Here is a 26,672-nt window from a genome sequence, read left to right as displayed (position 1 = left end):
ACACCGGCAAGTCCGGTGAACATGATATACAACAAACTTCTAAATTCCTGCGGGCGGCGCGAATCTGCCTGCCGTTTACCGCTATGATGGCGGTTTTCATGTCACCGGAATGACATATTCCTCTGGCGACCGGCTTCCCAGAGTCCGGTACGGCAGTTGGCAGTGTGCGGTGACGCAACGGTGGCATGAGCCGATTAAACAGGGAAGCGCGATCCACAAGACGGCGTTTCCAAGCAGAAGGAATGATCTTGAGCCAGACTTCATTACTGCAGCAATTGCTGCGTACCAAACCGGCGAGTTCGCACGACATCATTGCGGAGGATGAACAGCACCAGGGCCTGCATCGCTCACTGGGTTTATTTGCGCTGACCATGATCGGCGTCGGTGCCACCATCGGTACCGGGATTTTTTTCACCATGGTCGAAGCCGTGCCCAAGGCCGGGCCTTCCGTGATCCTGTCATTCTTAATCGCCGCCCTGACGGCCGGGCTGACGGCGCTGTGCTATTCCGAGCTGTCTGCCAGAATTCCGGCATCCGGTTCATCTTATTCCTTTGCCTATGCAACAGTCGGCGAGTTTGCTGCCTTCGTGGTGGCAGCCTGCCTGTTGCTGGAATACGGGCTGGCCGCCAGTGCAACCGCCATCGGCTGGTCGGCTTACCTGAATAATTTTCTGGAAAATGCGATTGGCTGGCAGATTCCGGAGATGCTGCGCTCGCCGATGATCGTTTCCGGTCCGAAAGGCATGGAAATTCATCTGTCCCAGTTTAATCTGCCGCCAGTGATTCTGGTGATGATCTGCTGTGTGCTGCTGCTGCGTGGCGCCAAGGAATCCGCCACGGTCAACGCCATCATGGTCATGATCAAACTAGTGATCCTGACGTTCTTCGCGGTGATTGCATTCACCGGCTTTCATGCCGAGCACTTCACGCCTTTTTTTAATACTGACAACAGCAAGGGACTGGCGGGCATGGCAGGCGTGACTGCGGCGGCTGGCACAGTTTTTTTCTCCTTCATCGGACTCGACACGGTTGCAACGGCTGGCGCGGAAGTCAAAGATCCGCGCAGAAACGTTCCTCTGGGCATCATGGCGGCGCTGCTGGTCGTGACGGTGTTTTACATGCTGGTTGCCGTTGCCGCCATCGGCGCACAGCCTGCCGCCATGTTTGACGGGCAGGAGGCCGGTCTCGCGGTGATTTTGCAAAATGTCACCGGCAAAGCCTGGCCGGCGCTGATTTTATCTGCCGGTGCGGTGATTTCTGTTTTCAGCGTGACTCTGGTGACCATTTACGGTCAGAGCCGGATTTTGTATGCCATCAGCAAAGACGGACTGATTCCTTCCGCATTCCAGAAGGTGCACAGCCGCACCCGCGCACCGGTCATCAACACGGTTCTGGTGTGCATGGTGGTCGGTCTTGTTGCCGGTCTGGTGGATGCCACGTTCCTGTGGGATATGGTCAGCATGGGGACGCTGGTCGCGTTCATCGTGGTGTCGAGCGCTGTGCCTGTGATCCGCCGTCAGGGAACCGGTCATGGCAATCATGGTTTCAGGGTACCGTTTGGGCCTTACCTGATTCCGGGACTCAGCATCCTGGCTTGCCTATATATCCTGAAGGATTTGTCGGATACAACCTATAAAGTTTTCTTTATCTGGATGTTTATAGCGATTGGTATTTATTTTTTGTACAGCAAACGTCATTCCCGCTTGAATTAAATCCCGGTTGCACCATATCGGCTTCGGGCTTCCGGGTTTCCGGCAGCCACAGGTCGCGCCAAGAGACGCATGCTGATTCATATACCGGCAAAGATACCGACAAAGGATGAACATGAAACAGGCAAAACAGGTAAAACAGGCCATATTCGCTGCGCTGGTTTGGGGTTTATGTACAACGGCGGCGCAGGCCGAACATATCGGCAGTGTGGATACGGCATTTAAGCTGATCGGGCCGGACCATAAAGTCGTGGTGGAGGCTTATGATGATCCCAAAGTTAATGGCGTGACCTGCTATGTCTCACGGGCCAAAACGGGTGGCATCTCCGGCGGGCTCGGTCTGGCAGAGGATAAATCGGAAGCATCGATCGCTTGCCGCCAGGTCGGGGCGATCAGTTTTCCGGGGCCGTTGAAGCAACAGGAAGAGGTGTTTAATCAGAGCTTGTCTATCCTGTTCAAAAAATTGCGCATCGTGCGTATGGTCGATCAGAAGCGGAATGCGCTGGTGTACCTGACTTATTCGGACAAACTGATTGACGGCTCACCGAAAAACAGCGTCACTGCTGTTGCGGTCGATCACAGTACGCCGATTCCGCTCAAATAAACACTTCCGGCTGAGGATGTGCTTGCCGCTCCGGCGCAGCAGGATGTGAAAAACTGCGCCGGTACAGGGTTTCTTCGCTGTAATTTACGTTAAAATACACAGCTGCAAGATATCCCTTATCGCTTTGATATGACACCTGCAAGCAAGACATCTGTGGCGAATGACCAGTCCGTTGATGCACTGGTCAAGACCATCCGCATTCCCCCGCGCCCCAGCATGCTGGCTGATGTCCAGGCCGAACTGAGCAGCCGCGAACCTGATCCGCGCCGTCTGGCAGCCACGATTTCCCACGATGTGTCTTTGTCGGCTTCTTTGCTGAAGCTCACCAATTCGTCTTTTTTTGGCCTGAGACTGAAGGCATCTTCAGTCGATCATGCGGTGCAGTTGCTCGGCATGCAGCAATGCGGTCTGCTGATGACAGGCATCATCGCCCGGCAATCCATACAGATAGAAAATGTATCCCTGATCAAATTCTGGGATTTTTCCTCCAAGCGCGCGCAAGCCATGTCATATCTGGCCGGCTATATGCGTGTCTGCCCGGTTGATCTGGCGCATACGTTTGGCCTGTTCTGCGATATCGGCATTCCGATCCTGATGGAGCGTTTTCCCGATTACCAGCAGACGCTGGAACTGGCATATCAGCAGCTTGAACATAAATTCACCTTCATCGAGCAGGAAAAGCACAACACCAGCCATACTTCAATCGGTGCGCTGATGGCCCGCACCTGGGGCTTGCCGGAAGAAGTCTGCAATGCGATTTTGCTGCACCATGATTATGCCGTGCTGCAGGATACTGCTACCAGCGAACGGGTACGGGCACTGGTGGCGCTGTCACTGGTGGCTGAGTACGCCATTCACAAATATCACGGGCAGGAAACGCTCGCCGAATGGGAGAAAGGCGGCCAGCAGGCGCTTGATTTTCTCGGTCTGGCAAGCGATGAGCTGGAAGACCGTCTGGAAGAGTTGCACGAATTATTCAACCACGTGCACTGAGAGCCGGATTGCAGATATGCTTGAACGCCGTCCTGAAGCTGCGTTCACCGTCATACGGGATGCCTGTACCGCGTTTCCGTCAATCATATGTCCGCTGATATTGCTCAATCCAGAGGAGCGTATTCAGATCAATTCAGTCAGATAAGTTCAGCCGGCTGAGTCAGCTGCCGGCACGTAACAGCCGGACCGGCAGCATGATGATTGCCCGCAATAACTCCAGAACGCCATCCACGGCAAGGCCGATGATCCGGAATGGCAGCAACAACAGCCAGACCAGCGGATACATCATCAGCACCAGCAAGGCCAGCGGCCAGCAAAAGACCAGCAGAATCAGCCACAGCATCAGTGTCAGCATCATCACCTCAGATAAATAACGGACGCAGCAGATTGCTTAGCATGACCAGCCCGATTGCTGCCAGCAGTATGCCTTCCATATTTGCAGCGAGTTTCATGATACAGCCCCTTTCTTGTCGTGTTCCGGTCGGTGCACTGTAATCATTCCGCAGTCAGAATGATAGGTGTGGGCGACCAAGCGCAGTTTGTGCGGAACAGAATGCTTGCAGGCGGGATGAAGCGCCGGTCAGGCAGGCAATGTTTCCATCCTCGGGATGGAAACGATTGTGTCAGGATTGGTAGTTCGGTGATATTGCTGATTCAGACCTGGCATCGGTGTTTGCTGCAGTCAATGCACTTTATTGGTATTGGTCACCAGCACATCGAGCATGGCTGCGGTCTCTGCATCCGGAATGCCGTCAAACTTTGCAGGCCGGTACTTGGTCTGAAAGGCAATCAGCACATTTTTGGTGGCTTCATCCAGCACGCCGGTCTGCGGTACCGCATAGCCGTGCCGTGCCAGTTTTTGCTGAAACCAGGAAACGTCCGGTAATTGCGCTTCATATAATGGCGTGCGCTGCGCCACCTCGGCGGCATCCGGCCAGGGAATCAGGCCGGCATCGGCCAGCTGCTTCCACGGAAACAGGGGGCCGGGATCAGATTTGCGCTGTGGGGCGATGTCCGAGTGACCGAGAATGTATTCCGGACGAATCTGATGCCTGGCCGCAATCTCCCTGACCAGGGCAATCACCCGGTCAATCTGTTCCTGGGGAAACGGGAAATAGACGCGACCTTCCGGCGTATCTTTAAAGCCGAGATTCACGATTTCAATACCGATTGAGCTGGCATTCAAGCGGCTGTAGCCTTTCCAGTCGCTGAGCCCGGCGTGATAGGACATACGGTTTTCGTCCACCAGCTGCCATACTTTGACGGGTGACTCATTCCCTACCAGATAATGGCTACTGACGCCTTGCTGACTGAGCACGCGCAGCGAGGTCGGCTGGTCAATCGCGGTGTAATGCAGAACCAGGAATTGCACGCGGTCTTCCTGGCTTTTGGCGGAAATGCTGGCATCAATATCACGCCGGGGAACGGTGGAACAGGCGCTCAGCAGGATGGCGAGAATGCCGATCAGTAACCAGTTTTTCATCATAAAGTCCTGAGTTGTCTGGCAGCCAGTCTGGCTGCCGAAAAGTGTGCCTGACAGACGCTGCGCCGCAGGCTGATATGTGGCGGTAAATGCTGGCGCAGCGAATCTGCGATCAGCGGGTGCAATTCCTGTACCCGCCCGCTCAATACCATCGGTTTGTCACCGAAACGGCGGCACATTGCCAAACCCAGCCGTGCCAGTTCCGCACCCGCCTGCTTCAGAATCCGCGCCGCGGTTTCGTCATGACCGGCTGCTGCGGCGACTGCCAGCGCCAGCGTTCCGATTTCACCACGGCTGCGATGATAAATGAAATTTTTAGAAACGTCCCAGCTGTCGCCGCCCAGCGCCTTAAACATTTCCTGTGCCAGCCGTGAATGCTGACTCCATCCCGGCTCTTCATCTTCGCTGCGCCAGATATGGCGCAGCGCCTCGCGTGCAATCCAGAAGCCGCTGCCGCCGTCATCCAGCAGATAGCCGCGCCCGCCGGCACGGTGAAACTGACCTGTCTCATCGATCAATGCGGCAATCGAACCGGTGCCGGCATAAATCAGATAGCCTGTGCCGGGCTGGAAATTATCCAGATAGGCAATCTCAATATCATTACTCAGATGAATTGCCTGCGGCGGAAGATGCAGGATATCGGTCAGCATCCGTTGCAGCAGAGCATGATGCGCCTGATCGCCAAAGCCGGTGATGCCAGCCCGGACGCTTTGCAGGCTGCCGTGTGCATGTGCGGTGGCGGCCAGCCCGGCAAATACCTGGCCAAATTCAGTCTGTCCATGCAGCGTATTGAGTTGCAGCGCCGTCAGTCCGGCGGTCGTGCCGCTGGCGACGATTTTTTCATCAATGGTGGCAATTGCCCAGCGTGTCTGTGTTCCACCGGTGTCGATGCCCAGACCCAGCCGGGGCAGGGCAGCGGAATGAGACGGGGACGGTATTGGATTCATCATGCGGCTAATTTGTCCGGCAGCGCAGACCGGCAACAAGCAGGTGCGACTGCGAACGGTATCATCACTTCAGGTGAAAGAGGTGCCTGCCTGTTTCCGGCGGTATCGCACAGGGTATTGATCGTTTATCATAGTTCGCTTTGCTCCGCTTGCAGAAATGAAAAGATCAGCACAGCGTATAACTTTTCTCTATGAGCAGAAGGCAAAAATTCAATCGTTTTCCGTGCGCTCAACGGGGAAAATCCCAGCGTACAGAAAGCAGTATAAGGTAATACCGATTAAGAAAACATCATAATGACCAGAGACACTGCCATTCACGATACCGATGCCCATTCTGAGAGCGACGCCAGTCATGGCTGGCGCTGGATTCCGACGCTGTATTTTGGCCAGGGCATACCGTATGTCGCGGTCATGACGCTGTCAGTGATCATGTACAAAAATATGGGGATATCCAATGCGGATATCGCTTTGTACACCAGCTGGCTGTACCTGCCTTTTGTGATCAAACCTTTGTGGTCGCCGTTTGTCGATATGTTCCGCACCAAACGGTTCTGGATTATTACGCTGGAACTGCTGATCGGCGGCCTGTTCGGTCTGGTGGCGCTGACGATTCCGGTGGCTGCTTATTTTCAGGCGACGCTGGCAGTATTCTGGCTGCTGGCGTTTGCCGCTGCGACGCACGATATCAGCACCGACGGCTTTTATATGCTGGCGCTGGAACAACATCAGCAGGCGGCATTAGTCGGGGTGCGCAGCATGTTTTTCCGGATTTCCATGCTGACCGGACAGGGCGCACTGGTGTATCTGGCCGGCACCCTGCGCGACGTCACGGGCAATGTTGCGCTGGGCTGGATCGTGGTTTTTGGCGTGCTGGCTTTGATGTTCATCAGCCTGTCGCTCTATCACCGCTGGGCTTTGCCGGTACCGGAGAGTGACTGCGCGCATGGCGATCCGAATCAGGTGATGGCCACTTTCTTCACCATTTTCGGCCAGTTTATCCGCAAGAAAAATATCCTGATCACACTGGCGTTTTTGCTGCTGTACCGCTTTGGCGAAGCGCAGCTGGTCAAAATGGCGCCGCCGTTTTTGCTGGATGGACTGGATAAAGGTGGACTGGGGCTGTCAACCCAGGCAGTCGGCATTGTCTACGGCACCATGGGAATGATCGCGCTGACGGCTGGCGGGTTGGCAGGCGGGGCACTGATAGCCCGTTATGGCCTGAAAAAGTGCCTGTGGCCGATGGCGCTGGCAATCAATGTGCCGCATCTGGTGTACGTGTATCTGGCGCTGGTACAACCGCAGAATCTGTATCTGGTCGGCACGGCGGTTGCACTGGAGCAGATGGGTTATGGCTTCGGCTTCACTGCCTACGTGCTGTACATGATCATGGTCGCAGATGGCGAACACAAGACGGCGCACTATGCGATCTGCACCGGATTCATGGCGGCCAGCATGATGCTGCCCGGTATGTTCAGCGGCTGGCTGCAGACCTGGCTGGGATACAGTCATTTCTTCATCTGGATTTGCGTCGCCGCTGTACCGACGCTAATTGTAACGGCGCTGATTAAGGTCGATCCCGCATTTGGTAAAAAGACCGATGAAAAAATCAAGTAATCAACCCGGATTAAAAAAACGCTCTGAAGATAAACAGGAATACCGATGAATGCCGCCCCCCTTTTTTTTGAGTCGCACCGCTACACATCATTGCAGGCCGGGCCTCGCCTGATTGTGACTGGCGCCGTACACGGCAATGAAACCTGCGGCACGGTGGCAATCCGGAGACTGATGGCGGAGATGGCTGCCGGCCGCATTGTGTTAAGCAGCGGTTTTCTGACGCTGGTGCCGGTTGCTAATCCGCTGGCGTATCAGCGCGGACAGCGGCAGGGTGACCGCAACCTGAACCGGCGACTGATTCCGGCGGCAACACCAGTCGAATTCGAAGACCATGTCGCAAACTGGCTCTGCCCCTTGCTGGCAGAGCATGAGGTATTGCTTGATCTGCACTCGTTCCGTGGTGAGGGAGAAGCATTCGTGCTGGTCGGGCCGGAAAATAATCAGGGCGCGATCGAACCATTTACCCATGCCGGTGCCGAACTCGCGATGGCAATGCGGCTTGGCGTACGCCGCATGGTGGATGGCTGGCTCAGCACCTACGCGCGCGGCGTTGCCCGTCGCCAGCAAAGTCTGGGGCCGGGCGCAGACCCGGTGGCTGTGGCGAATGCCGATGCCCGGTTTGGTGTCGGAACGACGGAATATATGCGCTCCACCGGTGGTTATGCCGTGACTCTGGAATGCGGCCAGCATCAGGCTCCGGAGGCGCCGGAAGTCGCGTACCGCGCTATTCTCAATACGCTGATCCATCTCGGTATGATTGAAGGCGATAGTCCGGAAGTCATGCATGAGATGGAGGCATTGCGCATTTACGACGTCATCGACAAGTTCCATGCTGATGACCGTTTTGTGCGCCCGTGGCGCAGTTTCGATGAGTTGCAACCCGGAGAGCTGATCGGTATCCGCCATGACGGCAGCGAAGTGCGTGCCGAATTCGGCGGACGCATGATCTTCCCCGACAGCGCCGCCCAGGCTGGCGAGGAATGGTTTTATGTAACCCGTCACAGTGACCGGATTGATCGCGTAATGGAGTCGCAGCCATGAAGTTATTTTCCCTGGCTGCCGGATGCTGGCTGTTCAGCGCCCTGTTGAGCCTGGCGGCCTGGTTGCCGGCGTTTCCGGCTCAGGCGGCAGGCAAGACGCTGAGCGTGTTGCTGACGACGCCGGAAAGTGCGCTGGACCCGGCAGTGGCATCGGATATTGCCACGCTCAGCATCAATGAAAACATTTTCGAGCCCATGCTGCGCTATGACTATCTGGCGCGGCCATTGCAGCTGCGGCCAAATACCCTGAAATCGATGCCGGAAGTGCGGGATGGCGGCAAGACCTACATCCTGCATCTGCAACCGGGAATCTTTTTCTCTCCCGACCCGGCTTTCAAGGGACGCGCGCGTGAGCTGACAGCGGCAGATTATGCTTACAGCATCCGCCGCCTGTACGACCCCGTCCTGAAGTCACCGTGGCTGTTTATGTTTGAAGGAAAACTGCTGGGCGATGAACAATTGCGCCAGCCGCCGCAAGGGATGGCGGTCACTGATCCCCGGCTTGCAATCGCGGGTTTGCAGGTGCTCGATACTTACACCCTGCAGATTCGGCTGACTGCGCCCGACAGGAATTTTCCGTTTATTCTGGCGACCGGCGCAACGGCGGCGGTGGCGCGGGAAGTGATGGAAACGTACGGCAATCAGGCGGGGAATCATCCGGCTGGTACCGGACCATTTGTGCTGAGCGAATGGCAGCGCAGTTTCCGACTGGTGCTGAAGGCCAATCCGCAATACCGTCAGGTGATTTTTCAGGATCAGCCGGGGAATGACCCTGCTGCCCAGGCACTGGCAGCGGCGTTGCGGGGGCAGCGCCTGCCGCTGGTCAGCCAGGTGGTGATTCACATCATGGAAGAACAGCAGGCGCGTGTACTGGCTTTTCTGAACCGTGAACTCGATGTGCTGGAGCAGGTGCCACCGCCGCTGGCAGAAATGGTGCTGCGCGACGGTCAATTGAAACCGGAATTGCAGCAGCAGGGCGTGCGCTTATCCTTGTTTTCACCTTTGCAGACTTACTATGTCTGGATGAATATGGAAGATCCGGTAATCGGTGGTTACACGCCGGACAAGATTGCCTTGCGCCGGGCGATTGCCATGAGTTATGACAGTGCAGAAGATATCCGCCTGATGGAAAAAGGGCTGGCGATTCCGGCGCAGTCGCCGCTGCCGCCGAATGTGCTGGGCTATGACGCGAACCTGAAAAGCCCGGTTCCGCATGACCTGCCGCTGGCCAATGCCTTGCTGGACCGCTTCGGATACCGGCGCGCAGCAGATGGTTACCGTACGCTGCCCGGCGGCCAGCCGCTGCGGCTGGAAATGTATTCTCAGGCGAATACCACAGGACGCCTGCGGGATGAAATCTGGCGCAAAAATCTGGATGCGCTGGGAATCCGCATCAGTTTTAAGACCGATAAACATTCAGAGATCATCCGTGCATCCCGTCTCGGCAAGGTGCAGATGACGGAAGCAAACTGGATCGCGGATTTTCCTGATGGTGAAAATTTTTATCAGCTGCTGTATGGGCCGAATACCGGACGGGCTAATTATGCCCGCTTTAATCTGCCCGCATTTAACCAGTTGTATGAGCAGTCACGGAGCATGGCAGACTCGCCGGAACGCAGACGGCTGTATCAGCAGATGGCGTTGCTGATGCATGCGTATAACCCTTGGATTCCGCGGATTCATCCCTTGTCTGCCGATGTGGTGCAACCCTGGGTACGCAATTATCAGCACCATCCGGTGGAATTCACCAACTGGCGTTATCTCGATATTGCGCCGGATGCACAGCAGAATCTGCATTGAAGACATGCTGTGCCGGACGCTGCAGAAATGCTGTCCGGCGCAACAGGAAATGAGTTCCGGTTATATGCACCGGGTAAAGTTTCATTGGTATACCTTGCGGTCTGATTTTATGCTGTGCGATGAAAAATTCTGATATTTTCCGCGGATGGTTTCTGTCCGTTTTATCTGGAGAAGCTGTACATGCGTTGTGAACTGATTGCCGGTCATCCCGATTTTCGTCGCCTCAATACGATAGATGGTGTGACCGTTGATTTGCGTTATATCGGCGCAGACAATTTTGTCGGGCGCGACCTGTATGGCGATCTCGATTGCGCCTGGCTGCATCATGAAGCGGCTGATGCCTTGCAGCGGGCAGTGCGCTATCTGGCCCAGCATGCGCCGGGAATGCGCATTCTGGTGCTGGATGCATTGCGTCCGCACCGAGTTCAGGAAATGCTTTGGCAGCATCTGGACGGCACCCGTCTGCAAATGTATGTGGCAGATCCGGCCCGCGGGTCTATCCATTCTTTCGGCATGGCGGTTGATGTGACTCTGCTGAATGCAGCAGGGCAGGAGCTGGATATGGGCAGCCGTTTCGATGAGCTGGCGGAAAAATCGCATCCTGCGCTGGAAGAAAGGATGCTGGCTGAAGGGCAGATCAGTCATGCACAGCAGGCCAACCGCAATATGTTGCGGGCCGCCATGTTTCACGGCGGGTTTCGCGGCATCAACAGCGAGTGGTGGCATTTCAATTGCGGCGATCCGGCGCTGGTTCGCCAGACTTACCTGCGCATTGACTAATCATGCTGACAGCATGCGCTACACTTGTCATGTTGGTGACGACGATGATTTCAGCGGCTGAGATGACGGGCGACGAGGCACTCCGCACATCCTTTCCGGCTGTGACTGAAAAACTGCACGCCATCCAGCGTGATCCGCAACGGCCGCTGGCAAGCCTGTCGGTGCTGACAATACGCAATGGACGGATCGTGTATGAACAACAGTTTGGCGAGCGTTATATCGATCCGGCACAGTCTGCCCATCATCTGCCTGCGGATGCTTCAACCCTGTACCGGGTTGCCTCTGTCTCTAAAATGGTAACGGCAATAGGTGTGATGCGCCTGGTGGAGCAGCACAGTCTCGATCTGGACGAAGATGTCAGCCATTATCTGGGATACCGCGTGCGTAATCCGCATTATCCCGATTCAGCGATCACGCTGCGCATGTTGCTGAGCCATACTTCTTCGCTGAGAGATGATGCCGGTTATAACTTTCCGCCAGACATGACCTTGCGACAGGTTCTGCAGGGTGAGGCTGGCAGCGATGCTTCGCCGTGGGCAGCACCGGATGCCAGCGGACGCGATTTCCGGCCCGGCAGCTTCTTCAGCTATGTCAATCTGAACTGGGGTGTCATCGGTTCTGTCATGGAGGCGGTTTCCGGTCAGCGTTTTGATCTGCTGATGCAGCAACTGGTGCTGGACCCGCTGAAGATCAGCGGCAGTTTTCATCCGGCGAATCTGGCTCCGGCGCAGCTCGCGCAGTTAGCGACGCTGTACCGCAAACAGGTGCAGGAGCGCTGGGATAGTACAGGCCCCTGGGTTGCACAAGTCGATGACTACCATCAGCAGGCACCTGCGGCCATGCCCTATCTGCTGCATTATCAGCCGGGCAGCAACGCGACGCTGTTCAGTCCGCACGGCGGGCTGCGCATCAGTGCACGTGGATTGAGCCGCATTATGCTGATGCTGATGCAGCAGGGGGAGCTGGATGGCATCCGTCTGCTGCAGCCGGCTTCGGTCCGGACGCTGATCGCACCACAATGGCGTTATCAGGCAGGTGTCCAGACGAATGGTGACCATTACCGCGGTTTGTTTCAGTCATGGGCGCTGGGTATGCAGGTATTCACCGGCACCCGTGACGATGCGCGCGGCGACCGTATGACGCCGCCGTTGCCGGGTCAACCGCAAGGACTGACCGGCGTCGGTCATCTGGGTTTTGCTTATGGTTTGCAGTCCGGTTTTATCTTTGATCCGGTGCAGCGTAATGGCATCATTTATATAACTGGCGGCACTGGTGCCGATCCGGAACAGAATTCTGGCCTGTATTCCAGTATGAACCGCTGGGAAGAGCAGATTCTGGGGGCCCTGGCAGAGACTTTGTACTGAAGACGGGCAGGTTTACTGCGGTACCGGCAGTACGGGCTGGATGGATTATTCTCCGCCTGTTCTGGCGATGCAGTCGCTGCCTGCCATCTGCACGCAGTCGACAAATGCGCGGGCTGAACGGGACAGAGGAGTCGATTTTTTAGTCAGCAAAAATAAATCGACAGGCACCTGTGGCGACATCGGGCGGCATTGTACTTTGTCGTGATTGGCAGTGGCGGCAGTAAACGGATCGATCACCGCTGCGCCAGCGCCCAGCTCGACCAGTGTGCGCGCCAGTACATAAGTCTGCACCTCGGTATAGGAATTAAAGCGGATGCCTTGTTCTTCGCAGGTATCCATGACGCGGCTGACCAGATGATCGTCCAGATCAAGCGTAATCAGGTTTTTCGGCAAGTCGGCGACTGGCAGCGGCTGATTGTCCAGCATGCGCGACCAGCTGCCCATCGGTGCGATCGCCGTCATGCTGCCGCGTACCAGCGGCTCAGAAGCCAGATTCGGATGGCACGGATCGTAGAGGGAAAACGCAAAATCCACATCGCCAAGCAGCAAGGCATTGACCATATCGCTGGTGTGATGAGTTGCGAGCGTGCAGTGAATTTGCGGAAATCTGGCGCGCCATGCGGCCAGGGCAGCCGGAATCACCGTTACCGACAAGGTGGGTGTCGATGCCAGCCTTACCGCTTCATCCGGATGGTTCTTGAGATTATTGGCAAGGCGGCGCACCGACTGCAGATCGCGGTTGAGCTTATCGACTTCGATAAACAGCTGATGTGCTTCCGGTGTCGGATGCAGTTTACCTTTGATGCGCTCAAACAGTTTCAGGCCGAGTTGCAGTTCGCAATGCTGTAATACCTTGGTGGCGGCAGGCTGGGAAATATTCAGTAACTGTGCGGCACCGCTGATGGTGCCCGCCTGCATGATTGCATGAAAAACTTCAATGTGGCGTAATCGCATGGTGACATGAATGGCTGAAATGAGGTGTGCCCGTTCCGCGATTGTACCTGCAGCGCGGATTGTTGCCGTGAACGTTACGGTGAAAGCTTTTCATCCGCACGACGTTGCATGTGCGGCGCATCTGGAATGGCTGATTCCAGCGCACTGCGCACATCCCCCTGATGCTGTTCCAGTAATTGTCCGGCAGCGCTGACGCTGATGTGACGCTGCAGCGCTACGATGGCCGTCTTGACGTGGAAATCGCATTCTTCCAGAATCCGGCGGCAGGTTTTCTCATCATGCCCTGTCGCATGCATGGCGAGGCTGACAGTGCGGCGCAGCAGCTTTACATTGGTCGGTTTCACATCCACCATCAGGTTGCCATAAACCTTGTGCAGCTTCACCATCAGTGCGGTGGAAAACGTGTTCAGCGCTATTTTCTGGGCGGTGCCGGCCTTTAATCGGGTACTGCCGGAAATCAGTTCATTGCCGGTATCGAGTCCGATGCCGATATCCGCCGTCAGCAGCAGTGGTGTGGCGGGATTGTTTGCCAGCCCGATGGTCAGCGCACCGGCGGCGCGTGCAGCATGCAGCGCACCGAGAACGTATGGCGTCGTGCCGGAAGCAGCAATCAGCAGCACCACATCGTCCGCTTGCGGGTGCAGATGAGCGATATCTGCGGCACCCTGTTCCGTATTGTCTTCGGCTCCTTCGACGGCGATAAACATCGCCTGCTGCCCGCCGGCCAGCAGGCCGATGGCGCGTTCATTCGGCCAGGAAAAGGTCGGCAGCAGTTCCACACTATCGAGCACACCGAGCCTGCCCGATGTGCCGGCACCGGCATAAATCAGCCGTCCACCGGCCTGTATCCGTGGCAATGCAGCGTCGACGGCCTGGGCAATCCGGGCAGCTACCGCACGGACTGCCTGTACCGCATGATACTGATCATCGATCAGCACCGCCGTCAGCGTCGCTGTCGGGTAGGTGTCCAGTGCCGTATGCAGGCTGCTGGGAGTTTCCGTATTCAGCATGGTCTTTTTCTCCGTCAAACCCTTTTACCTTAACGTTGCGACTGGCAGTCAACCAATGAAAGCTGATCACGCAGTCATAACCGCAGGTAATGCAACGCCGGAAAATCAGCATTAGCCAGCGCGATGGCGCTTCGTTATGCTGTATCGTCACCATCTTCTGATCCGGAGAATATTCCATGCGGTGTCCCCGTTGCTTCCTGTTGCTGCTGATGGCGGTTTTCCTTTCTGCATGCCAGTTGAATACTGGTGAGATGTTGCGCGATCAGCGTCACCGGATACTGATTTCCGTACCGGAACAGCAGATGGTGTTATTGGAAGCAGGGAAGATTGTCGCACGTTATCCTGTTTCGACGGCGCAGCGGGGGATCGGTGATATGCCGGATAGTTATATGACACCCGCTGGCAGGATGGAAGTGGCGGAAAAAATCGGCGGCGGCATGCCAGCCGGAACCGTATTCAAAGACCGTATCCCGACCGGTGAAATCGTGGGGATTGATGCACCGGGCCGTGATCCGGTGGTGACCCGGATTTTGTGGTTGCGCGGCACCGAAGAGCGTAACCGGAATGCGTATACACGCTTCATCTGTATCCACGGCACACCGCAGGAAAGCCTGCTTGGCACTCCGGCCAGCTACGGCTGTATCCGTATGCGTTCGACAGATATTATTACCCTGTTCGAACGGATCGGCCCCGGAACCGCTGTCTTGATCGGGGAGGCCGGGCTGGAACAGATGCTGGCTGAAAACGCTGATTGAAAACCGGCTGCGGCGGTTGCGATCACCATCGCTGTAGAGAATAGCCGTGCTGCTTCACGCAATCATTACGTGACAAGTACGTAAATTATTTCTAATATCAGAAATAGCCAGCCTGATCACGCTGGACAGAATCTGATTCTGCAAAATCCGTTTGCACCTGATGTGCAGAGGCCAGATGCCGATCAGAGTAAAAAAATCAATTAAAAAAAAGAGAACGCAATGAGCGACAGAGTCTATAACGTATTGTTTTTGTGCACCGGCAATTCAGCGCGCAGCATTATGGCAGAGGCGCTGATGAATACGATGGGACATGGCCGGTTCCGGGGATTTTCAGCCGGCAGTTTTCCAACTGGTGTGGTGCATCCGCTGGCGCTTGAGCAAATTCGGGAGACGACTTATCCCTTGCAGAATCTGCGCAGTAAAAGCTGGAATGAATTTAGCGCAGCTGATGCACCGCAGATGGATTTTATTATCACGGTCTGTGACGATGCTGCGGGAGAGGTTTGTCCGGTCTGGCCAGGCCATCCATTGACGGCGCACTGGGAATTTGCTGATCCGGCGTTGGCAGATGGCAGCGATGAAGCACAGCGCGCCGCCTTTCACCACGTGTTCCGGCAAATCATGGGCTGTGTCAGCAATTTCGTGGCATTACCTTTGCCAATGCTGGAGAAAAACGCGATTCACCATGCGATCACGGCGTTTAATCCGGAAGCGCAGTCTGTGTCTGTGGAATGAGTATTTTCATGCGCCATTTGCGCATTGAAAATGGGCTGATGGCCGGTTGGCCGGTTGGCCGGTGATGGGGCAATGTTGCCGATCGCGGCGACGTGCGCCGCGATGGTGTTTCCTGAATTACTTAGCGACGTAGACGATGTCTGCACGGCGGTTTTCTGCCCATGCTGCTTCATCGTGACCCGCTGCTTTTGGCTTTTCTTTACCGTAAGAGACGGATTCCAGCTGGGCATCTGCCGCACCGGAGATTACCATTGCCTTACGCACTGCTTCAGCGCGCTTCTGGCCGAGCGCCAGGTTGTATTCGCTGCCGCCGCGTTCGTCAGTATTACCCTGAATCATGACTTTTTTAGTTTTGCTGCTGCTGACGTATTTGCCGTGTGCTTCGACCAGCGCATTGAATTCAGGCTTCACATTGTATTTGTCGAAGTCGAAATAAACGCTGCGCTTGGACAGGATGTTTTTCGGATCATCCAGCGGGTCGACAACTGGTGCAGTGACCGGAGCAACGGCACGTGTGTCCGGTGCTGGTTTTGCCACGGTGGCAACAGGAGCTGCCGGCTGTTCAGCGACTTTCACTGGCGAGCTGCAAGCTGCCATGAATAATGCGGCGAGGCTGATGGTGGATACCTGATAAATAGAGCGCATGGAAATTTCCTCTTTTGGGATCTGGTTTTGGGGAATAACAATTTCTGACCGTTATCAGAACAGGTCACGGCTGAATTCCCTCAAGTCAGTCGTGACTTTTTACTGCAAACCTTGATACCTTGCTGTTGCCTACATCGTGAAGGGTAGTGGCAACAGGGCGAATCCTTCATCCAGCGCATCCATGCTGTCGAGTATTTCCTGCAATCCCGCATGCAGGCTGGCGATGCTGTCATCACTCATTTTCCGCATGGCTTCCGGCAGCAGACCTCTGGCGGGTTGCGGTGCACGTTTCAGCAGAGATTTTCCCTGGCTGGTCAGATGCACTTTCACCACCCGCTGATCTTCCGGATCGCGCTCTTTATTCACATATCCTTTTTTCACCAGCCCATCGAGCAGATTGCTGGTGGTCGTCTGGTGAATGGACAAACGCTTCGCAATTTCACCCACCCGCAAACCGGCTGCTTCTTGCAATTCCTGGATAATCCACAACTGGGCACCATTGATGCCGCACTGCTTTTCTATCCAGAGCGAATGCTGTTGCGCTGCACGGATCATGATCCGGATTTTTTTCAGCGTTTCCAGACGTAAATCCGGCGCTGTGCCCTGCGCATTTTCCTGCTCTGATAACAGATTGGCCGACGGGTTTTTTTGCGTGACAGCTTTTCTTGGCATGCAAATCCTCCTATCCTGCTAGTGTAGCATATCTATTTGGACAAATATAATTGGTGCAAACAGACAACATCGTGAGTTTAGCAAGCGATCATGACGGGATCATGTCTTTTCGCTATGTTGGCAGCGGACTTCCACCTTGCCTGTGCGGTGGTGACGCGATGTGGGTTCAGAAATTATAAAAAAAACGGCAAGGATTTCTCCTTGCCGCGCTGCTTTCAACATATGCCGGATGGCGCTGAAAGAGTTACATGAACTTGTAATTCGCCATCAGCGTGAATGAGCGGCCACGCGGGTCGGCGACCCGAGGTTCCCATGAGCTGCCGGCCCCGGTATTGCTGTCGTAAGTGATGGCAAACGGCGGATCGGTATTGAGCAGGTTTTTGATGCCACCGGTCAGCGTCATGTTTTTAATGCCGCTGTAGGACACGCTCAGATTGAAGACCGAATACGGTTTGACATCCGGATTGTAATTGGATGGCGTGACCAGACCATTTGCCACGCCCGGCAATACCTGATCCTTGTAGCCGGACCGGTAAATCTGCGAGAACATCGTCGTCCAGCTGCCTTCTGAGTACGTGACGTAAGCAGTGTGTTTCCAGCGCAGGCCGAGATCGCCGGTGAAAATGAAACGGCCGACTTCGCTGGCGCCATAAGGGGCATTGGCGTTCGGGCGTGATTTTTTCTCCAGCAGATAAGAGCCGTCTATCGCTGCGGTCCATTTTCCGTTCCAGATAGCGCCATTGGCGTTGGCACCCAACTCAATGCCCCGCGTGATGCTGGAGCCTGCATTCACCCAGCGCTGGTCAATCTGCACGATGGCGCCGCTGGCATCACGGATAAACTGTGCTTGGAACAGGTTGTAGTTTTGCAGCAGGGTCGTCAGGTCAAGCGAGGTGATGGTGTTTTCTTTGCGGATTTCCCACAAGTCCATATTGGCGCTGAAGCTGCGGCTGGGTGCCCAGACCACGCCGATGCTGCCCTGCTTGGCCGTTTCCGGTCCCAGATTCGGTTTGCCGCCGGTCAGGGTATTGGGTGTGATGACGCCGCAGCCGGGTTTGGTGCTGTCTGCTTTCAGGCTCGGGCAGGTCGCGGGATCAACCAGATCCTTGCCGGAATAAGGCGACTCGGTGACGCCGTTAAACAGCTGATTGAACGATGGCGCGCGAAAGCCGGTATTGTAAGAGCCGCGGAACAGCAGTTGTTCTGCCGGCGTGAAACGGAAAGCCACTTTCGGATTGAAGGTGTTGCCGAAGCCGCTGTAATGATCCTGTCTGCCGGCAAGCGTGACTTCCAGTGACTTGGTGACCGGCACCAGGAACTCGGCATATAGGGCGCGAATATCGCGGCTGACCGACGGTAGTGCATTGGCATCGTCGAACGGTGCGTTCAGGATAGCCGGACGCGCACTGGCGGCACGGGCATCACCGTTAAATGCATATTCTTCTTTGCGCAGATCGGTGCCGATCGCAGCCATCACGGCACCTGCCGGCAATTTAAAAATCTCACCGGATACCGCGGCATCCGCCTGGGTCAGCGTGGTTTTTCCGCCATACAGCACAACGCCTTTGGCAGATGTGCTGGCGATCAGATCCATTGCTGCCTGACTTTGTTTTTGCCCCGGCATCAGGAAAGGATTGATGATGCCGCTGCCGAGTGCGTTGGCCAGTGCGACGGTGTAGTTATAACCATTGCCCAGCGTGGATTGCGATTCACTGTAGGCGCGCGACAGGCCGACACGGTAATCCCATTTGCCGATCTGGCCGTCCGCGCCGAGTTGCAGGCGTGCCGCATCGGTTTTGGTGGAAATTTCCCGGTTACCGCATTCCATGCAGCGCCAGCGGTAGGCAATCGGTAATCCATAGTTGGATTTGATGCTGGGGAATACGGCGGCAATGGCATTGAACACTGAGTCATAGGCGGCACCGGTTTTCGGATAGAAGGACGAAGCCGGGAAGTTCGAGCCGGGGGAAACCTGATTTGGTGAGAAGCTCTTGGCGACTTCCACACGGGAGCCGACCAGTTCGGCAAACAGCTGGTGTTCGCCGATTTTGAAGGTCGCCCGTGAAACAAAATTATCGTTCGTGACAGGTTGCTGCAAAACGGCAGCCCGGCCGGTGTCCCAGGCGCAGGCATATTTGGAAGAGGCGACATCCCAGATTTTATAGTCATAAGCGGCCATGCCGTCCACTGATCCGCAGCCCGCGCCGCCCGGCAGGTTCAGCACGTTGATGGCATTCATGGCTTGCGTGGTGCCGGGATAAACCGGGCCGGTATTGCTCTTGCTGCTCATGATGGTGTTGGCCAGCGAAGTGGCAAATACCGTTGCAAACGGTGTGCCGCGCGTATCGACCGACAGGCCGCGGTCTGGCTGGAAGGTATTTACAAACGAGCGCTGATTGCCGCGCAGCGCCTGGTTTTCGCTGTGGGTGCCGGTCAGCAGCACATTGTAGCCATCGCTGTCCAGATTGCCGAAGCCGCCAACGACGGACACGCGGTGAATATCACCACCGCTTTGCTGTGTCAGATCGGTGAATGCCTGGGCTTCCAGTCCGGTGTAATTTTTACGCAGGATGAAATTGATCACACCGCCAATCGCATCCGTACCGTAGATCGCGGATGCGCCGTCTTTCAGCACTTCGACGCGCTCGACTGCTGCCATCGGGATCGAGTTCAGATCGACTGCCGAACCTTTCATACCATGAGTGGCAATGCGGCGGCCATTCAGCAATACCAGTGTGCTGTCCGAACCCTGACCGCGCAGATTGGCTGAGGTGGCACCGTTATTGCCGCGTTGCGCACCAGACGTGACGTCTGCATTACTGGCGAGATTGTCCGAACCGTTGCCATTGATATTGAGTGTGGAGATCAGTTGTTCCGCGGTCACGATGCCGGCAGCTTCGAGCTGTTTGCGGGTAATCACCTCGACCGGCAGGGCGCCTTCGGCAGCGATGCGTTTGATGCTGCTGCCGGTGATTTCTACCCGCTGTGGAGCTGTGCTGTCATTGTTTTTTTCCTGTGCCCAGGCTGCAACTCCGTTGGCCAGACCGATGATGGCAATGCAATGGGCAATCGTTTTCAATTTCACTGTGTTCTCCTCATGTCATATGTTGTTTCCCGCGGGCGCGGCTGTGCTGGCGGGATTTGTTATCAGGATTTTTTTTTGCACCAGTCTGGACAGGCTGCAATCGCATTAAATGGTTATAACAATATGCACTTCCAGATTGAGACTAGAGTTTTCACTTGTCAGGTGACAAATGAAAATTTTTACTCAGATGATAACTTAAAGATATGGTTTGTTACACATCGTCGCCAGCTGCAGTGGTGACGGTGTTGTCCGTGGCCGGAGCAGAAGAGAGGCATGCTGTTTTGATTGCAGGAACAGGCGTCCCGGCAATCAAAAAAACCACATAGTGCGGCGTATCATGCCGCACCGGGTCAGGGAAGGGAGAGTCTTGTTGCCTGACTTTCCATGCCATTGCGGCCGATGGCGATGACGGCAATTTCACGAATCGCACCGGTCTGGGGCGAGCTGGTCAGGGAGATGCCTGTTTTTGAGGCGGACTGTACGGAGAACAGCCACTGCTGGTCAGTGCGTTTCCAGATTGCCAGCAGACGCACCGCTGCGGCATCGCCGCCGGGTTTTATCGTGACGGATTGCTGATCGCTGCTTAGTTCCAGTTGCGGCGTGGCGGGCAGGGTGCCGCCATCCAGCCAGGGCATCGCCGGAATGACTGCGGGCGTGGTGTACTTTTCGGCGGCCAGCCGCTGGCGGATGTCTTTGCGGTTTTGCTGCAGGCTGATCATGCTGAAATGCAGATGTCCGCTGCCGCTTTGTTCGCGCACTGCATCAACCTGGTTCAGGATTTCCTCGACAGGCCAGGATTTGTCACTGTGGTCGATACGGCTGGTGTACAGACCGGGCCAGACATAGCGCTGCTGTGTATTTTGCGCAATCCAGTAGCTGTGCAGTACTTTGAATGCCTGCGCGCTCTGCTGGATCGGCCAGTACAGTTGCGGCGCCAGATAATCAAGCCAGCCCTGACTCAGCCACAGCTCCACATCGGCATACAGTTTGTCATACTGGCTGAAGCCGCTGATGCCGGCGGGCAGGCGATCCGGGCGGCCGATGCCAAACGGACTGATACCGAATTTGATCCAGCTTTTTTCCTGATGCACCTGCTGATCGATGGCGCTGACCAGCCGGTTCACATTCTCGCGCCGCCAGTCTGCCCGGTTCAGATTACCGCCGCTTTGCAGATAGCGCAGCCAGGCCGCATCGTCAGGAAAATCCAGATCCGTACCATTCGCAGCCTTGATGGGATAAGGATAAAAGTAATCGTCAATGTGTACGCCGTCGATGTCGTAACGTTTCACCACATCGCGGATCACGTCCAGCGTTTGCTGTATCGCAGCCGGTTCACCGGGATCCATCCATTGCAGGTCACCATATTGTTTTACGGCTTCCGGCCAGGTTCGGCTGATGTGATTTTTGGCGGCCGCTGTTTTAGCCTGCGGCGTGCGGGCCCGGTAAGGGTTGAACCAGGCGTGCAGTTCCAGGCCGCGCTCATGCGCCTGTTCGACCCAGAATTGCAGCGGATCATAATAAGGCGACGGAGGTTTGCCCTGTTCACCGGTTAGAAATTCCGACCACGGTTCAATAGCTGATGGATAGATCGCATCGGCAGCAGGCCGCACCTGCAGTACGATGGCATTCAGATTCATCTGTGCGGCATGATTGAGGATGCTGATGATCTCGGCCTTTTGCTGTTCGCTGCTGAGGTCGCGCCGGCTTGGCCAGTCGATATTGGCGACCGTGGATACCCAGACCGCGCGGAATTCGCGTGGCACCGGCGGCAGCTGCTGGCCGGGGCGGGGCGGTGTTTGTGGCGTATGACTGGTAACCGGTGCAGTCTGGCGTTGCGCGGGTTCCGGCGTTACCGCGCAGGCTGCGAGCAACATGGCACAGAGGATGGCAAGCGTGCCGCCGGTACAGAGATTGCGTGGCAGGCGCTGGAAAAGAGCAGTCAGGCGGAAAAACGGAAACATGCGGCTGGCGTCATCTTTAAAACAAAAGAGTCCAGATGCTACTGTATTCGGGCGTGGTGAGCCAGTATTTCCGCTGTCAGGGTCTTTAGCCATAAATGCGGTGACACTGAGTGGCGAAAAAAAAGGGCGCTTGCGCGCCCTGTCAAAAATCCCATTCATCTTGGGGATGTTTGAGGATGACCTGATGACACCAACAAGTCAGCTTCATCTTACGGAAGAATACCAGTGCGGGGCGATTGATTTTTTATAGGAAGGATATAAGTTAGGGTTATTGCTGATGAACATCATCGTGAATGATATCCGGCAGACAAACCGGTACAGGTAGGAATTACATGGCATACTTTCCATTTATGCACCCCGGATGCGCCTGTTGTCTGCGTGCCGGTTACCTCTGACGATTACCGGAGTCTGTATGCTGACCGACCAACAGCTGCAGCAGTTTCAGGAAGCGGGTTACCTGATTCTGCCCAATTTTAAAACCGCCGCAGAAATCACCGCACTGCGCACACGTGCGGCGCAGATTGTCGATGCATTTGATCCCGAGGCATCGCGCACCATTTTCACTACCAGGGAACAGGAAAAACAGGTCGATCATTATTTTCTCGACTCTGCCACTCGGATCAGCTGTTTTTTCGAGGAAGAAGCATTCGGTGCTGACGGAGTGCTGCGACAGGAAAAGGCGCTTTCCATCAACAAGATCGGCCATGCAATGCATGATCTGGACCCGGTATTCAGCGAATTTTCACGCGGCCCCGCACTGGCGCAGGTTGCGGCGGATATCGGGCTGAAACAGCCGCAGATCTGGCAGTCGATGTATATCTTCAAGCAGCCAGGTATCGGTGGTGAAGTGCGCTGGCATCAGGATGCCACCTATTTTGATACCACCCCGGTCAGCGTCACCACTTTCTGGTTTGCGCTGGAAGACGCGACACTGGACAATGGCTGTCTGTGGGCGGAACCCGGCGGGCACCGCACGCCGATGCGGGAGCGCTTTGTCCGCGAGGGCGATCAGGTCAGAGTGGAAAAACTATCTGATTTGCCCTGGTCGGATGACCGCAGCGCCATTCCGCTGGAAGTGCAGGCGGGCAGTCTGGTGTGCTTCCACGGTTTGTTGCCGCATTATAGTGCACCTAACCGTTCGCCGGTGTCGCGCCATGCTTATACGCTGCATGTGACGGATGGCTGCAGCGCATATTCGTCGCTGAACTGGATACAGCGCACGCCGGATTTTCCGGTGCGCGGATTTCTCTGAATCCGCAACGGACAGATTTTTTTGAGAGAGTTGCGTAATCGCAGTGCCGGTATGGTACCGGCATGCGTCAATTTGAAAGGTGTATCGATATGGAAAACAAAACAGACATCAAATGGCTGACTGACGTCGAGGAACATGATTATCCTGCAGCGGCCTCCTACCTGAACCTGATTTACGATGATGCGACCACGGCCAGACTGGTCAGCCAGCTGCGGACAACCGGCCTGAGCCAGTTCAAGGCAAAAGATATTTTCCGCGCCTCGCAGTTATCTTTGCTCGGCGTCAGTAATTCGCATGTGGAAAAAGACCGCAAAAAAATCAAGAATCAGACGCCTTTGTCACCGCTGCTGCTGTGCCGTGATACGGCCAATGGCAAAGTGGTCATCGCTGATGGCTATCATCGCCTGTGCGCCATTTACAGTGTGGACGAGGATGCGCTGATTCATTGCAAAATAGCCTGAGCCAGCCGGCTCCTGCTGTTTGCGTGCTGAACGTATAGTGCGTCACATATCCCGCTATGGTGTTGGCGGGATATGTGGCGGCTTTCTGCAAATATTGGCCGATGCAGATACACTCAGTTTGTTTGCCGCAGCTTGCTGAAACAGCTGGCAAAACACAGACATACTGCGCCGGCGCTGAATCGACACACCTGGCTGATACATTGAACTGACAACCTGACTCTGACTTATGACAGCGATGAATTTATCGGAAGCCCCCTTGTCTGCAGCTGCGCACCCGTTTGACGAAGCGGTACAGCTGCGCCGCGACGACGCACAGCCCGACCTGTTTCATGGTGGTACTTCGGCAGCTTACGGCAATATGGTCGGACCATTTGGCGGGATTACTGCAGCGGTGTTGTTGCAGGCTGTTATGCAGCATCCGCAGCGGATCGGCGAGCCTTTGTCGCTGACCGTGAATTTTGCCGCGCCGGTTGCCGATGGTGAATTTCAGATTATTGCCGGGGCTGTCCGGACCAACCGGTCCACGCAGCACTGGTCGATAGAAATGAAACAGCAGGGCGAGACCGTGACGCTGGCGACAGCCCTATTTGCTACCCGGCGTGAAACATGGTCTGCCACGGATGCCAGTTTTCCTCTGCTGCCAGACCAGCCAGCGAACCAGACCGCAGCCATGCCGGTGCACCGGCTACCGGCGTGGGTACAGCGTTACGACATTCAGGTGATACGCGGCATGCCGGGATTCATGGCGCCCGAACAACCGCCGTCCGGCGATTCGGTCAGTATGCAATGGATACGGGATGAACCGCGCCGTGCGCTGGATTTTTGCGCATTGACGGCGATCTGCGATGCATTTTTCCCGCGCGTGTTTGTCCGGCGTCAGGAGCAGGTGCCAGCCGGAACGGTATCGATGACGATTTATTTTCATGCCGATAGCGCAATGCTGGCAGCGCACGGTGCGCAGGAATTGCTGGGGTATGCCCGCGCCAGCCGGTTTTACAATAATTATTTTGACCAGTCAGCAGAAATCTGGACACCATCCGGCAATCTGCTGGCGACGACCACGCAGGTGGTCTATTTCAAGCAGTAATCCGTTTTACTTCTGCCGGCAACCCGGGTTTGGCGTTGGATTGCCGCAGGCGTGCAGAAGTGCGGTCAGGGGCGGCCTGCGGCAATCCAGTTCAGGATTTCATCCAGCGCCGGTCTGGCTTTGGAGGCAAACTCGCTGTTGATCATGGCGACGATCACCCAGGATTGATCCTGATTGTCCCTGACATAACCGGCGATGGCTGTGGTGTCGCGCAGCGAACCGGTTTTGATGCGCGCGCGTTGCTCTGCGGCGCTTCCCTTCAGGCGCTTGCGCATGGTGCCATCAAGTGCGGCAATCGGCAGGCTGCTCAGAAATTCGGCATTCCAGTTACTGCGCATTCCAGCCTGTAACACGGCTGCCATCTGGCTGGCGCTGATTTTTTCCGTACGGGACAGACCGGACCCGTTCTCCAGCACCAGCCCGCTGTCATTGATCTGATGCTGCTGCAGCCAGCGGTGTATCCGCAAACTTGCAGCCTGCAGATGATCTTCTGTTTTTTGAGGCGATTCCGCACCCAGTGTCAGATACAGCATACGCGCCATGCTGTTGTCCGATTGCTTATTGACGGTGCGCAGGGTTTCCGCCAGCGTGGCAGACGGGTGCTCATGCAGGACAATCGCATCTTCCGGTGCCGTACCGTCCTGCACCTGTCCTTGCCAGCTGCCGCCCATTTCCTGCCACAGGCGGCGGAACAGATGGGCAATATACTGATTGCGGTCAAGCAGATTCAGGTGCGCGGTGATTTTGCAGTAACGCGGAAAACCGCCGCGCAGCAGGATATCAATCTGATCCCGCCGCTGCATACTGATTTGCGGGATTTTCCACTCGCTTTCCCATTCTGCGCAAGACTTGTCGTTAAAACGCAGATGATTGGAAAAAGAAATTTTATCGAGCGGCGTCAGCAGGTGGGTCTCGATTTTCTCTCCGGTGGATTCGATGCCGATGCTGCTGAGATTGCTGTTGATCAGCAGCGGATCCGGAATCACATTGTAATAGGCATCGGGAAATTCATCGAATGCCGGTGCACCGAGGTCGGGGCGGGACGGCTGGAAATAGCTGCGGTCCAGGATCAGGTTGCCGCGGATTTTCCGTATTCCCTGATTGCGCAATGCCCGCAGCATGACGCCGAATTTTTCCCAGCTCAGATCAGGGTCGCCGCCGCCACGCAGATAGAGATCACCATTCAGCACATCTTTTCTGACCGGGCTGTCAGTGAGCAGCTGCGTTTTCCAGCGGAAGGCTGGCCCCAGTTCTTCCAGCGCCACCAGGCTGGTCAGCAGCTTCATGGTGGAGGCAGGACTGAAGCCGGCTTCGGGATTAAGCGACAGCACAGTTTTATCCGCACCGACGGGCAACACGACTATGCTGATCGCACGGTGTGAGATGTTGAGTTGTTCGAAAATACGTTGAGCTGAAGCAGGCAGGTTTGTGTCGGAAGTCTGTGCCAGCGCAACAGAGGACACCGCCAGACAGAGGAGATGCAGAGCAGTTTTTAGCATAAACAGATCTTTCAGTAAAAAAAACTAACCTGCAGCGCACCCATTCGATTTTCTGCATAGGTATGCAGGTACTTGCCTGAAACACAGAGGTATCTGCCGATAAAACGCTGGATAACGCTAATTCTACTCAGATCATAGACATTCAGGCTGGTTTTGTGATCGCTATCAAGAAATGTTTGATAACAGGAATAATGGGAATGGTTCTACCTGACAAAGAAAACG

24 protein-coding genes are annotated in these 26,672 nt (G+C 55.6%); 14 read left to right on the top strand and 10 right to left on the bottom strand.

Annotated features, from left to right (window positions below):
- Positions 1–248: 248 nt before the first annotated feature.
- The 3 genes from H8K27_RS08935 to H8K27_RS08925 all read left to right on the top strand — a co-directional run bounded on the left by H8K27_RS08935 (position 249) and on the right by H8K27_RS08925 (position 3,306).
- The gene (locus H8K27_RS08935; protein ID WP_186862837.1) at positions 249–1,712 is read left to right on the top strand and encodes an APC family permease; all 1,464 of its coding nucleotides are present in this window, start codon (positions 249–251) and stop codon (positions 1,710–1,712) included.
- A 112-nt stretch (positions 1,713–1,824) separates the two neighbouring features.
- Positions 1,825–2,313, top strand: coding sequence for a CreA family protein (locus H8K27_RS08930; RefSeq protein ID WP_186862836.1), 489 nt, complete (start codon positions 1,825–1,827; stop codon positions 2,311–2,313).
- Positions 2,314–2,466: 153 nt separating this feature from the next.
- Positions 2,467–3,306, top strand: coding sequence for an HDOD domain-containing protein (locus tag H8K27_RS08925; protein ID WP_329604377.1), 840 nt, complete (start codon positions 2,467–2,469; stop codon positions 3,304–3,306).
- Positions 3,307–3,466: 160 nt separating this feature from the next.
- Here the strand turns inward: H8K27_RS08925 and H8K27_RS08920 are convergent, their stop codons facing one another.
- The 3 genes from H8K27_RS08920 to H8K27_RS08910 all read right to left on the bottom strand — a co-directional run bounded on the left by H8K27_RS08920 (position 3,467) and on the right by H8K27_RS08910 (position 5,739).
- Positions 3,467–3,664: a hypothetical protein gene (locus H8K27_RS08920; protein ID WP_329604376.1), complete on the bottom strand. Its 198-nt coding sequence runs from the start codon at positions 3,662–3,664 to the stop codon at positions 3,467–3,469.
- A gap of 324 nt (positions 3,665–3,988) precedes the next feature.
- Positions 3,989–4,792 (bottom strand): N-acetylmuramoyl-L-alanine amidase, encoded by an 804-nt coding sequence (locus tag H8K27_RS08915; protein ID WP_329604375.1) that lies wholly within the window; start codon positions 4,790–4,792, stop codon positions 3,989–3,991.
- On the bottom strand, positions 4,789–5,739 hold the full coding sequence (locus H8K27_RS08910; protein ID WP_230419114.1) for an N-acetylglucosamine kinase: 951 nt from the start codon (positions 5,737–5,739) through the stop codon (positions 4,789–4,791). Before H8K27_RS08910 ends, H8K27_RS08915 begins: the two co-directional genes overlap by 4 nt.
- A 291-nt stretch (positions 5,740–6,030) precedes the next feature.
- Between H8K27_RS08910 and H8K27_RS08905 the strand changes: the two genes are divergently transcribed.
- From H8K27_RS08905 to H8K27_RS08885, 5 genes are all read left to right on the top strand, one after another.
- On the top strand, positions 6,031–7,350 hold the full coding sequence (locus H8K27_RS08905) for an AmpG family muropeptide MFS transporter (protein ID WP_186862834.1): 1,320 nt from the start codon (positions 6,031–6,033) through the stop codon (positions 7,348–7,350).
- A 45-nt stretch (positions 7,351–7,395) separates the two neighbouring features.
- On the top strand, positions 7,396–8,391 hold the full coding sequence (locus tag H8K27_RS08900; protein WP_186862833.1) for a M14 family metallopeptidase: 996 nt from the start codon (positions 7,396–7,398) through the stop codon (positions 8,389–8,391).
- Positions 8,388–10,190, top strand: a complete 1,803-nt coding sequence (locus tag H8K27_RS08895) for an ABC transporter substrate-binding protein (protein ID WP_186862832.1) — start codon at positions 8,388–8,390, stop codon at positions 10,188–10,190. The genes H8K27_RS08900 and H8K27_RS08895 overlap by 4 nt, the downstream gene beginning before the upstream one ends.
- A gap of 180 nt (positions 10,191–10,370) precedes the next feature.
- Positions 10,371–10,970: a M15 family metallopeptidase gene (locus H8K27_RS08890; RefSeq protein ID WP_186862831.1), complete on the top strand. Its 600-nt coding sequence runs from the start codon at positions 10,371–10,373 to the stop codon at positions 10,968–10,970.
- A 44-nt stretch (positions 10,971–11,014) separates the two neighbouring features.
- Positions 11,015–12,334: a serine hydrolase domain-containing protein gene (locus H8K27_RS08885; RefSeq protein ID WP_186862830.1), complete on the top strand. Its 1,320-nt coding sequence runs from the start codon at positions 11,015–11,017 to the stop codon at positions 12,332–12,334.
- A 45-nt stretch (positions 12,335–12,379) separates the two neighbouring features.
- On the opposite strand, the gene H8K27_RS08880 is transcribed toward H8K27_RS08885, so the two are convergent.
- Entirely contained in the window at positions 12,380–13,288 is a 909-nt protein-coding gene (locus H8K27_RS08880) for a LysR family transcriptional regulator (protein WP_186862829.1), read from the bottom strand.
- Between the two features lie 74 nt (positions 13,289–13,362).
- Complete coding sequence (murQ, locus tag H8K27_RS08875) at positions 13,363–14,298, bottom strand: N-acetylmuramic acid 6-phosphate etherase (protein ID WP_186862828.1); 936 nt, start codon at positions 14,296–14,298, stop codon at positions 13,363–13,365.
- A 176-nt stretch (positions 14,299–14,474) separates the two neighbouring features.
- Between murQ and H8K27_RS08870 the strand changes: the two genes are divergently transcribed.
- Together H8K27_RS08870 and H8K27_RS08865 are read left to right on the top strand one after the other, a co-directional pair.
- Positions 14,475–15,053, top strand: coding sequence for a L,D-transpeptidase (locus tag H8K27_RS08870; RefSeq protein ID WP_230419112.1), 579 nt, complete (start codon positions 14,475–14,477; stop codon positions 15,051–15,053).
- Between the two features lie 219 nt (positions 15,054–15,272).
- Positions 15,273–15,788, top strand: a complete 516-nt coding sequence (locus tag H8K27_RS08865; RefSeq protein WP_186862827.1) for an arsenate reductase ArsC — start codon at positions 15,273–15,275, stop codon at positions 15,786–15,788.
- A 117-nt stretch (positions 15,789–15,905) separates the two neighbouring features.
- On the opposite strand, the gene pal is transcribed toward H8K27_RS08865, so the two are convergent.
- From pal to H8K27_RS08845, 4 genes are all read right to left on the bottom strand, one after another.
- Positions 15,906–16,433 carry a peptidoglycan-associated lipoprotein Pal gene (gene pal, locus H8K27_RS08860; protein ID WP_176802626.1) on the bottom strand — a complete coding sequence of 176 codons (528 nt, stop codon included), beginning with the start codon at positions 16,431–16,433 and terminating at the stop codon, positions 15,906–15,908.
- A gap of 129 nt (positions 16,434–16,562) precedes the next feature.
- Positions 16,563–17,105: a MarR family winged helix-turn-helix transcriptional regulator gene (locus tag H8K27_RS08855; protein WP_186862826.1), complete on the bottom strand. Its 543-nt coding sequence runs from the start codon at positions 17,103–17,105 to the stop codon at positions 16,563–16,565.
- Between the two features lie 244 nt (positions 17,106–17,349).
- On the bottom strand, positions 17,350–20,190 hold the full coding sequence (locus H8K27_RS08850) for a TonB-dependent receptor domain-containing protein (RefSeq protein WP_186862825.1): 2,841 nt from the start codon (positions 20,188–20,190) through the stop codon (positions 17,350–17,352).
- Between the two features lie 350 nt (positions 20,191–20,540).
- Positions 20,541–22,151, bottom strand: a complete 1,611-nt coding sequence (locus H8K27_RS08845) for a glycoside hydrolase family 10-like protein (protein WP_230419110.1) — start codon at positions 22,149–22,151, stop codon at positions 20,541–20,543.
- Between H8K27_RS08845 and H8K27_RS08840 the strand changes: the two genes are divergently transcribed.
- The 4 genes from H8K27_RS08840 (at position 22,150) to H8K27_RS08825 (ending at position 24,951) form a co-directional block, all read left to right on the top strand.
- Positions 22,150–22,401 (top strand): hypothetical protein, encoded by a 252-nt coding sequence (locus H8K27_RS08840; RefSeq protein ID WP_186862824.1) that lies wholly within the window; start codon positions 22,150–22,152, stop codon positions 22,399–22,401. The genes H8K27_RS08845 and H8K27_RS08840 overlap by 2 nt on opposite strands.
- Before the next feature lie 162 nt (positions 22,402–22,563).
- Entirely contained in the window at positions 22,564–23,403 is an 840-nt protein-coding gene (locus H8K27_RS08835) for a phytanoyl-CoA dioxygenase family protein (RefSeq protein ID WP_186862823.1), read from the top strand.
- 89 nt (positions 23,404–23,492) lie between these two features.
- The gene (locus H8K27_RS08830) at positions 23,493–23,864 is read left to right on the top strand and encodes a hypothetical protein (RefSeq protein ID WP_186862822.1); all 372 of its coding nucleotides are present in this window, start codon (positions 23,493–23,495) and stop codon (positions 23,862–23,864) included.
- A gap of 226 nt (positions 23,865–24,090) precedes the next feature.
- On the top strand, positions 24,091–24,951 hold the full coding sequence (locus H8K27_RS08825; protein ID WP_222610638.1) for an acyl-CoA thioesterase: 861 nt from the start codon (positions 24,091–24,093) through the stop codon (positions 24,949–24,951).
- Positions 24,952–25,016: 65 nt separating this feature from the next.
- Here H8K27_RS08825 and dacB read toward each other — a convergent pair whose 3' ends face one another.
- A complete protein-coding gene (gene dacB, locus H8K27_RS08820) occupies positions 25,017–26,450 on the bottom strand; it encodes a D-alanyl-D-alanine carboxypeptidase/D-alanyl-D-alanine endopeptidase (RefSeq protein WP_186862821.1) in 1,434 nt (477 codons plus the stop codon).
- Positions 26,451–26,672: the final 222 nt, after the last annotated feature.

This window comes from Cognatundibacterium griseum (assembly GCF_014284195.1).
Taxonomy (GTDB): Bacteria; Pseudomonadota; Gammaproteobacteria; order Burkholderiales; family Burkholderiaceae_D; genus Undibacterium; species Undibacterium griseum.
Note: the sequence above shows the minus strand (reverse complement) of the source record. Positions and strands in the feature narration are given on the sequence as shown.

What these genes read in the sequence shown, in the direction of transcription:
- H8K27_RS08865 (WP_186862827.1), top strand. Translation starts at nt 15,273, where the DNA reads ATGAGCGACAGAGTCTATAACGTATTGTTTTTGTGCACCGGCAATTCA.
- H8K27_RS08870 (WP_230419112.1), top strand. Translation starts at nt 14,475, where the DNA reads ATGCGGTGTCCCCGTTGCTTCCTGTTGCTGCTGATGGCGGTTTTCCTT.
- H8K27_RS08895 (WP_186862832.1), top strand. Translation starts at nt 8,388, where the DNA reads ATGAAGTTATTTTCCCTGGCTGCCGGATGCTGGCTGTTCAGCGCCCTG.
- dacB (WP_186862821.1), bottom strand. Translation starts at nt 26,450, where the DNA reads ATGCTAAAAACTGCTCTGCATCTCCTCTGTCTGGCGGTGTCCTCTGTT.
- H8K27_RS08885 (WP_186862830.1), top strand. Translation starts at nt 11,015, where the DNA reads ATGATTTCAGCGGCTGAGATGACGGGCGACGAGGCACTCCGCACATCC.
- H8K27_RS08830 (WP_186862822.1), top strand. Translation starts at nt 23,493, where the DNA reads ATGGAAAACAAAACAGACATCAAATGGCTGACTGACGTCGAGGAACAT.
- H8K27_RS08840 (WP_186862824.1), top strand. Translation starts at nt 22,150, where the DNA reads ATGCGGCTGGCGTCATCTTTAAAACAAAAGAGTCCAGATGCTACTGTA.
- H8K27_RS08890 (WP_186862831.1), top strand. Translation starts at nt 10,371, where the DNA reads ATGCGTTGTGAACTGATTGCCGGTCATCCCGATTTTCGTCGCCTCAAT.
- H8K27_RS08880 (WP_186862829.1), bottom strand. Translation starts at nt 13,288, where the DNA reads ATGCGATTACGCCACATTGAAGTTTTTCATGCAATCATGCAGGCGGGC.
- H8K27_RS08825 (WP_222610638.1), top strand. Translation starts at nt 24,091, where the DNA reads ATGACAGCGATGAATTTATCGGAAGCCCCCTTGTCTGCAGCTGCGCAC.
- H8K27_RS08900 (WP_186862833.1), top strand. Translation starts at nt 7,396, where the DNA reads ATGAATGCCGCCCCCCTTTTTTTTGAGTCGCACCGCTACACATCATTG.
- H8K27_RS08845 (WP_230419110.1), bottom strand. Translation starts at nt 22,151, where the DNA reads ATGTTTCCGTTTTTCCGCCTGACTGCTCTTTTCCAGCGCCTGCCACGC.
- H8K27_RS08855 (WP_186862826.1), bottom strand. Translation starts at nt 17,105, where the DNA reads ATGCCAAGAAAAGCTGTCACGCAAAAAAACCCGTCGGCCAATCTGTTA.
- pal (WP_176802626.1), bottom strand. Translation starts at nt 16,433, where the DNA reads ATGCGCTCTATTTATCAGGTATCCACCATCAGCCTCGCCGCATTATTC.
- H8K27_RS08915 (WP_329604375.1), bottom strand. Translation starts at nt 4,792, where the DNA reads ATGATGAAAAACTGGTTACTGATCGGCATTCTCGCCATCCTGCTGAGC.
- H8K27_RS08835 (WP_186862823.1), top strand. Translation starts at nt 22,564, where the DNA reads ATGCTGACCGACCAACAGCTGCAGCAGTTTCAGGAAGCGGGTTACCTG.
- H8K27_RS08910 (WP_230419114.1), bottom strand. Translation starts at nt 5,739, where the DNA reads ATGATGAATCCAATACCGTCCCCGTCTCATTCCGCTGCCCTGCCCCGG.
- H8K27_RS08905 (WP_186862834.1), top strand. Translation starts at nt 6,031, where the DNA reads ATGACCAGAGACACTGCCATTCACGATACCGATGCCCATTCTGAGAGC.
- H8K27_RS08930 (WP_186862836.1), top strand. Translation starts at nt 1,825, where the DNA reads ATGAAACAGGCAAAACAGGTAAAACAGGCCATATTCGCTGCGCTGGTT.
- H8K27_RS08920 (WP_329604376.1), bottom strand. Translation starts at nt 3,664, where the DNA reads ATGATGCTGACACTGATGCTGTGGCTGATTCTGCTGGTCTTTTGCTGG.
- murQ (WP_186862828.1), bottom strand. Translation starts at nt 14,298, where the DNA reads ATGCTGAATACGGAAACTCCCAGCAGCCTGCATACGGCACTGGACACC.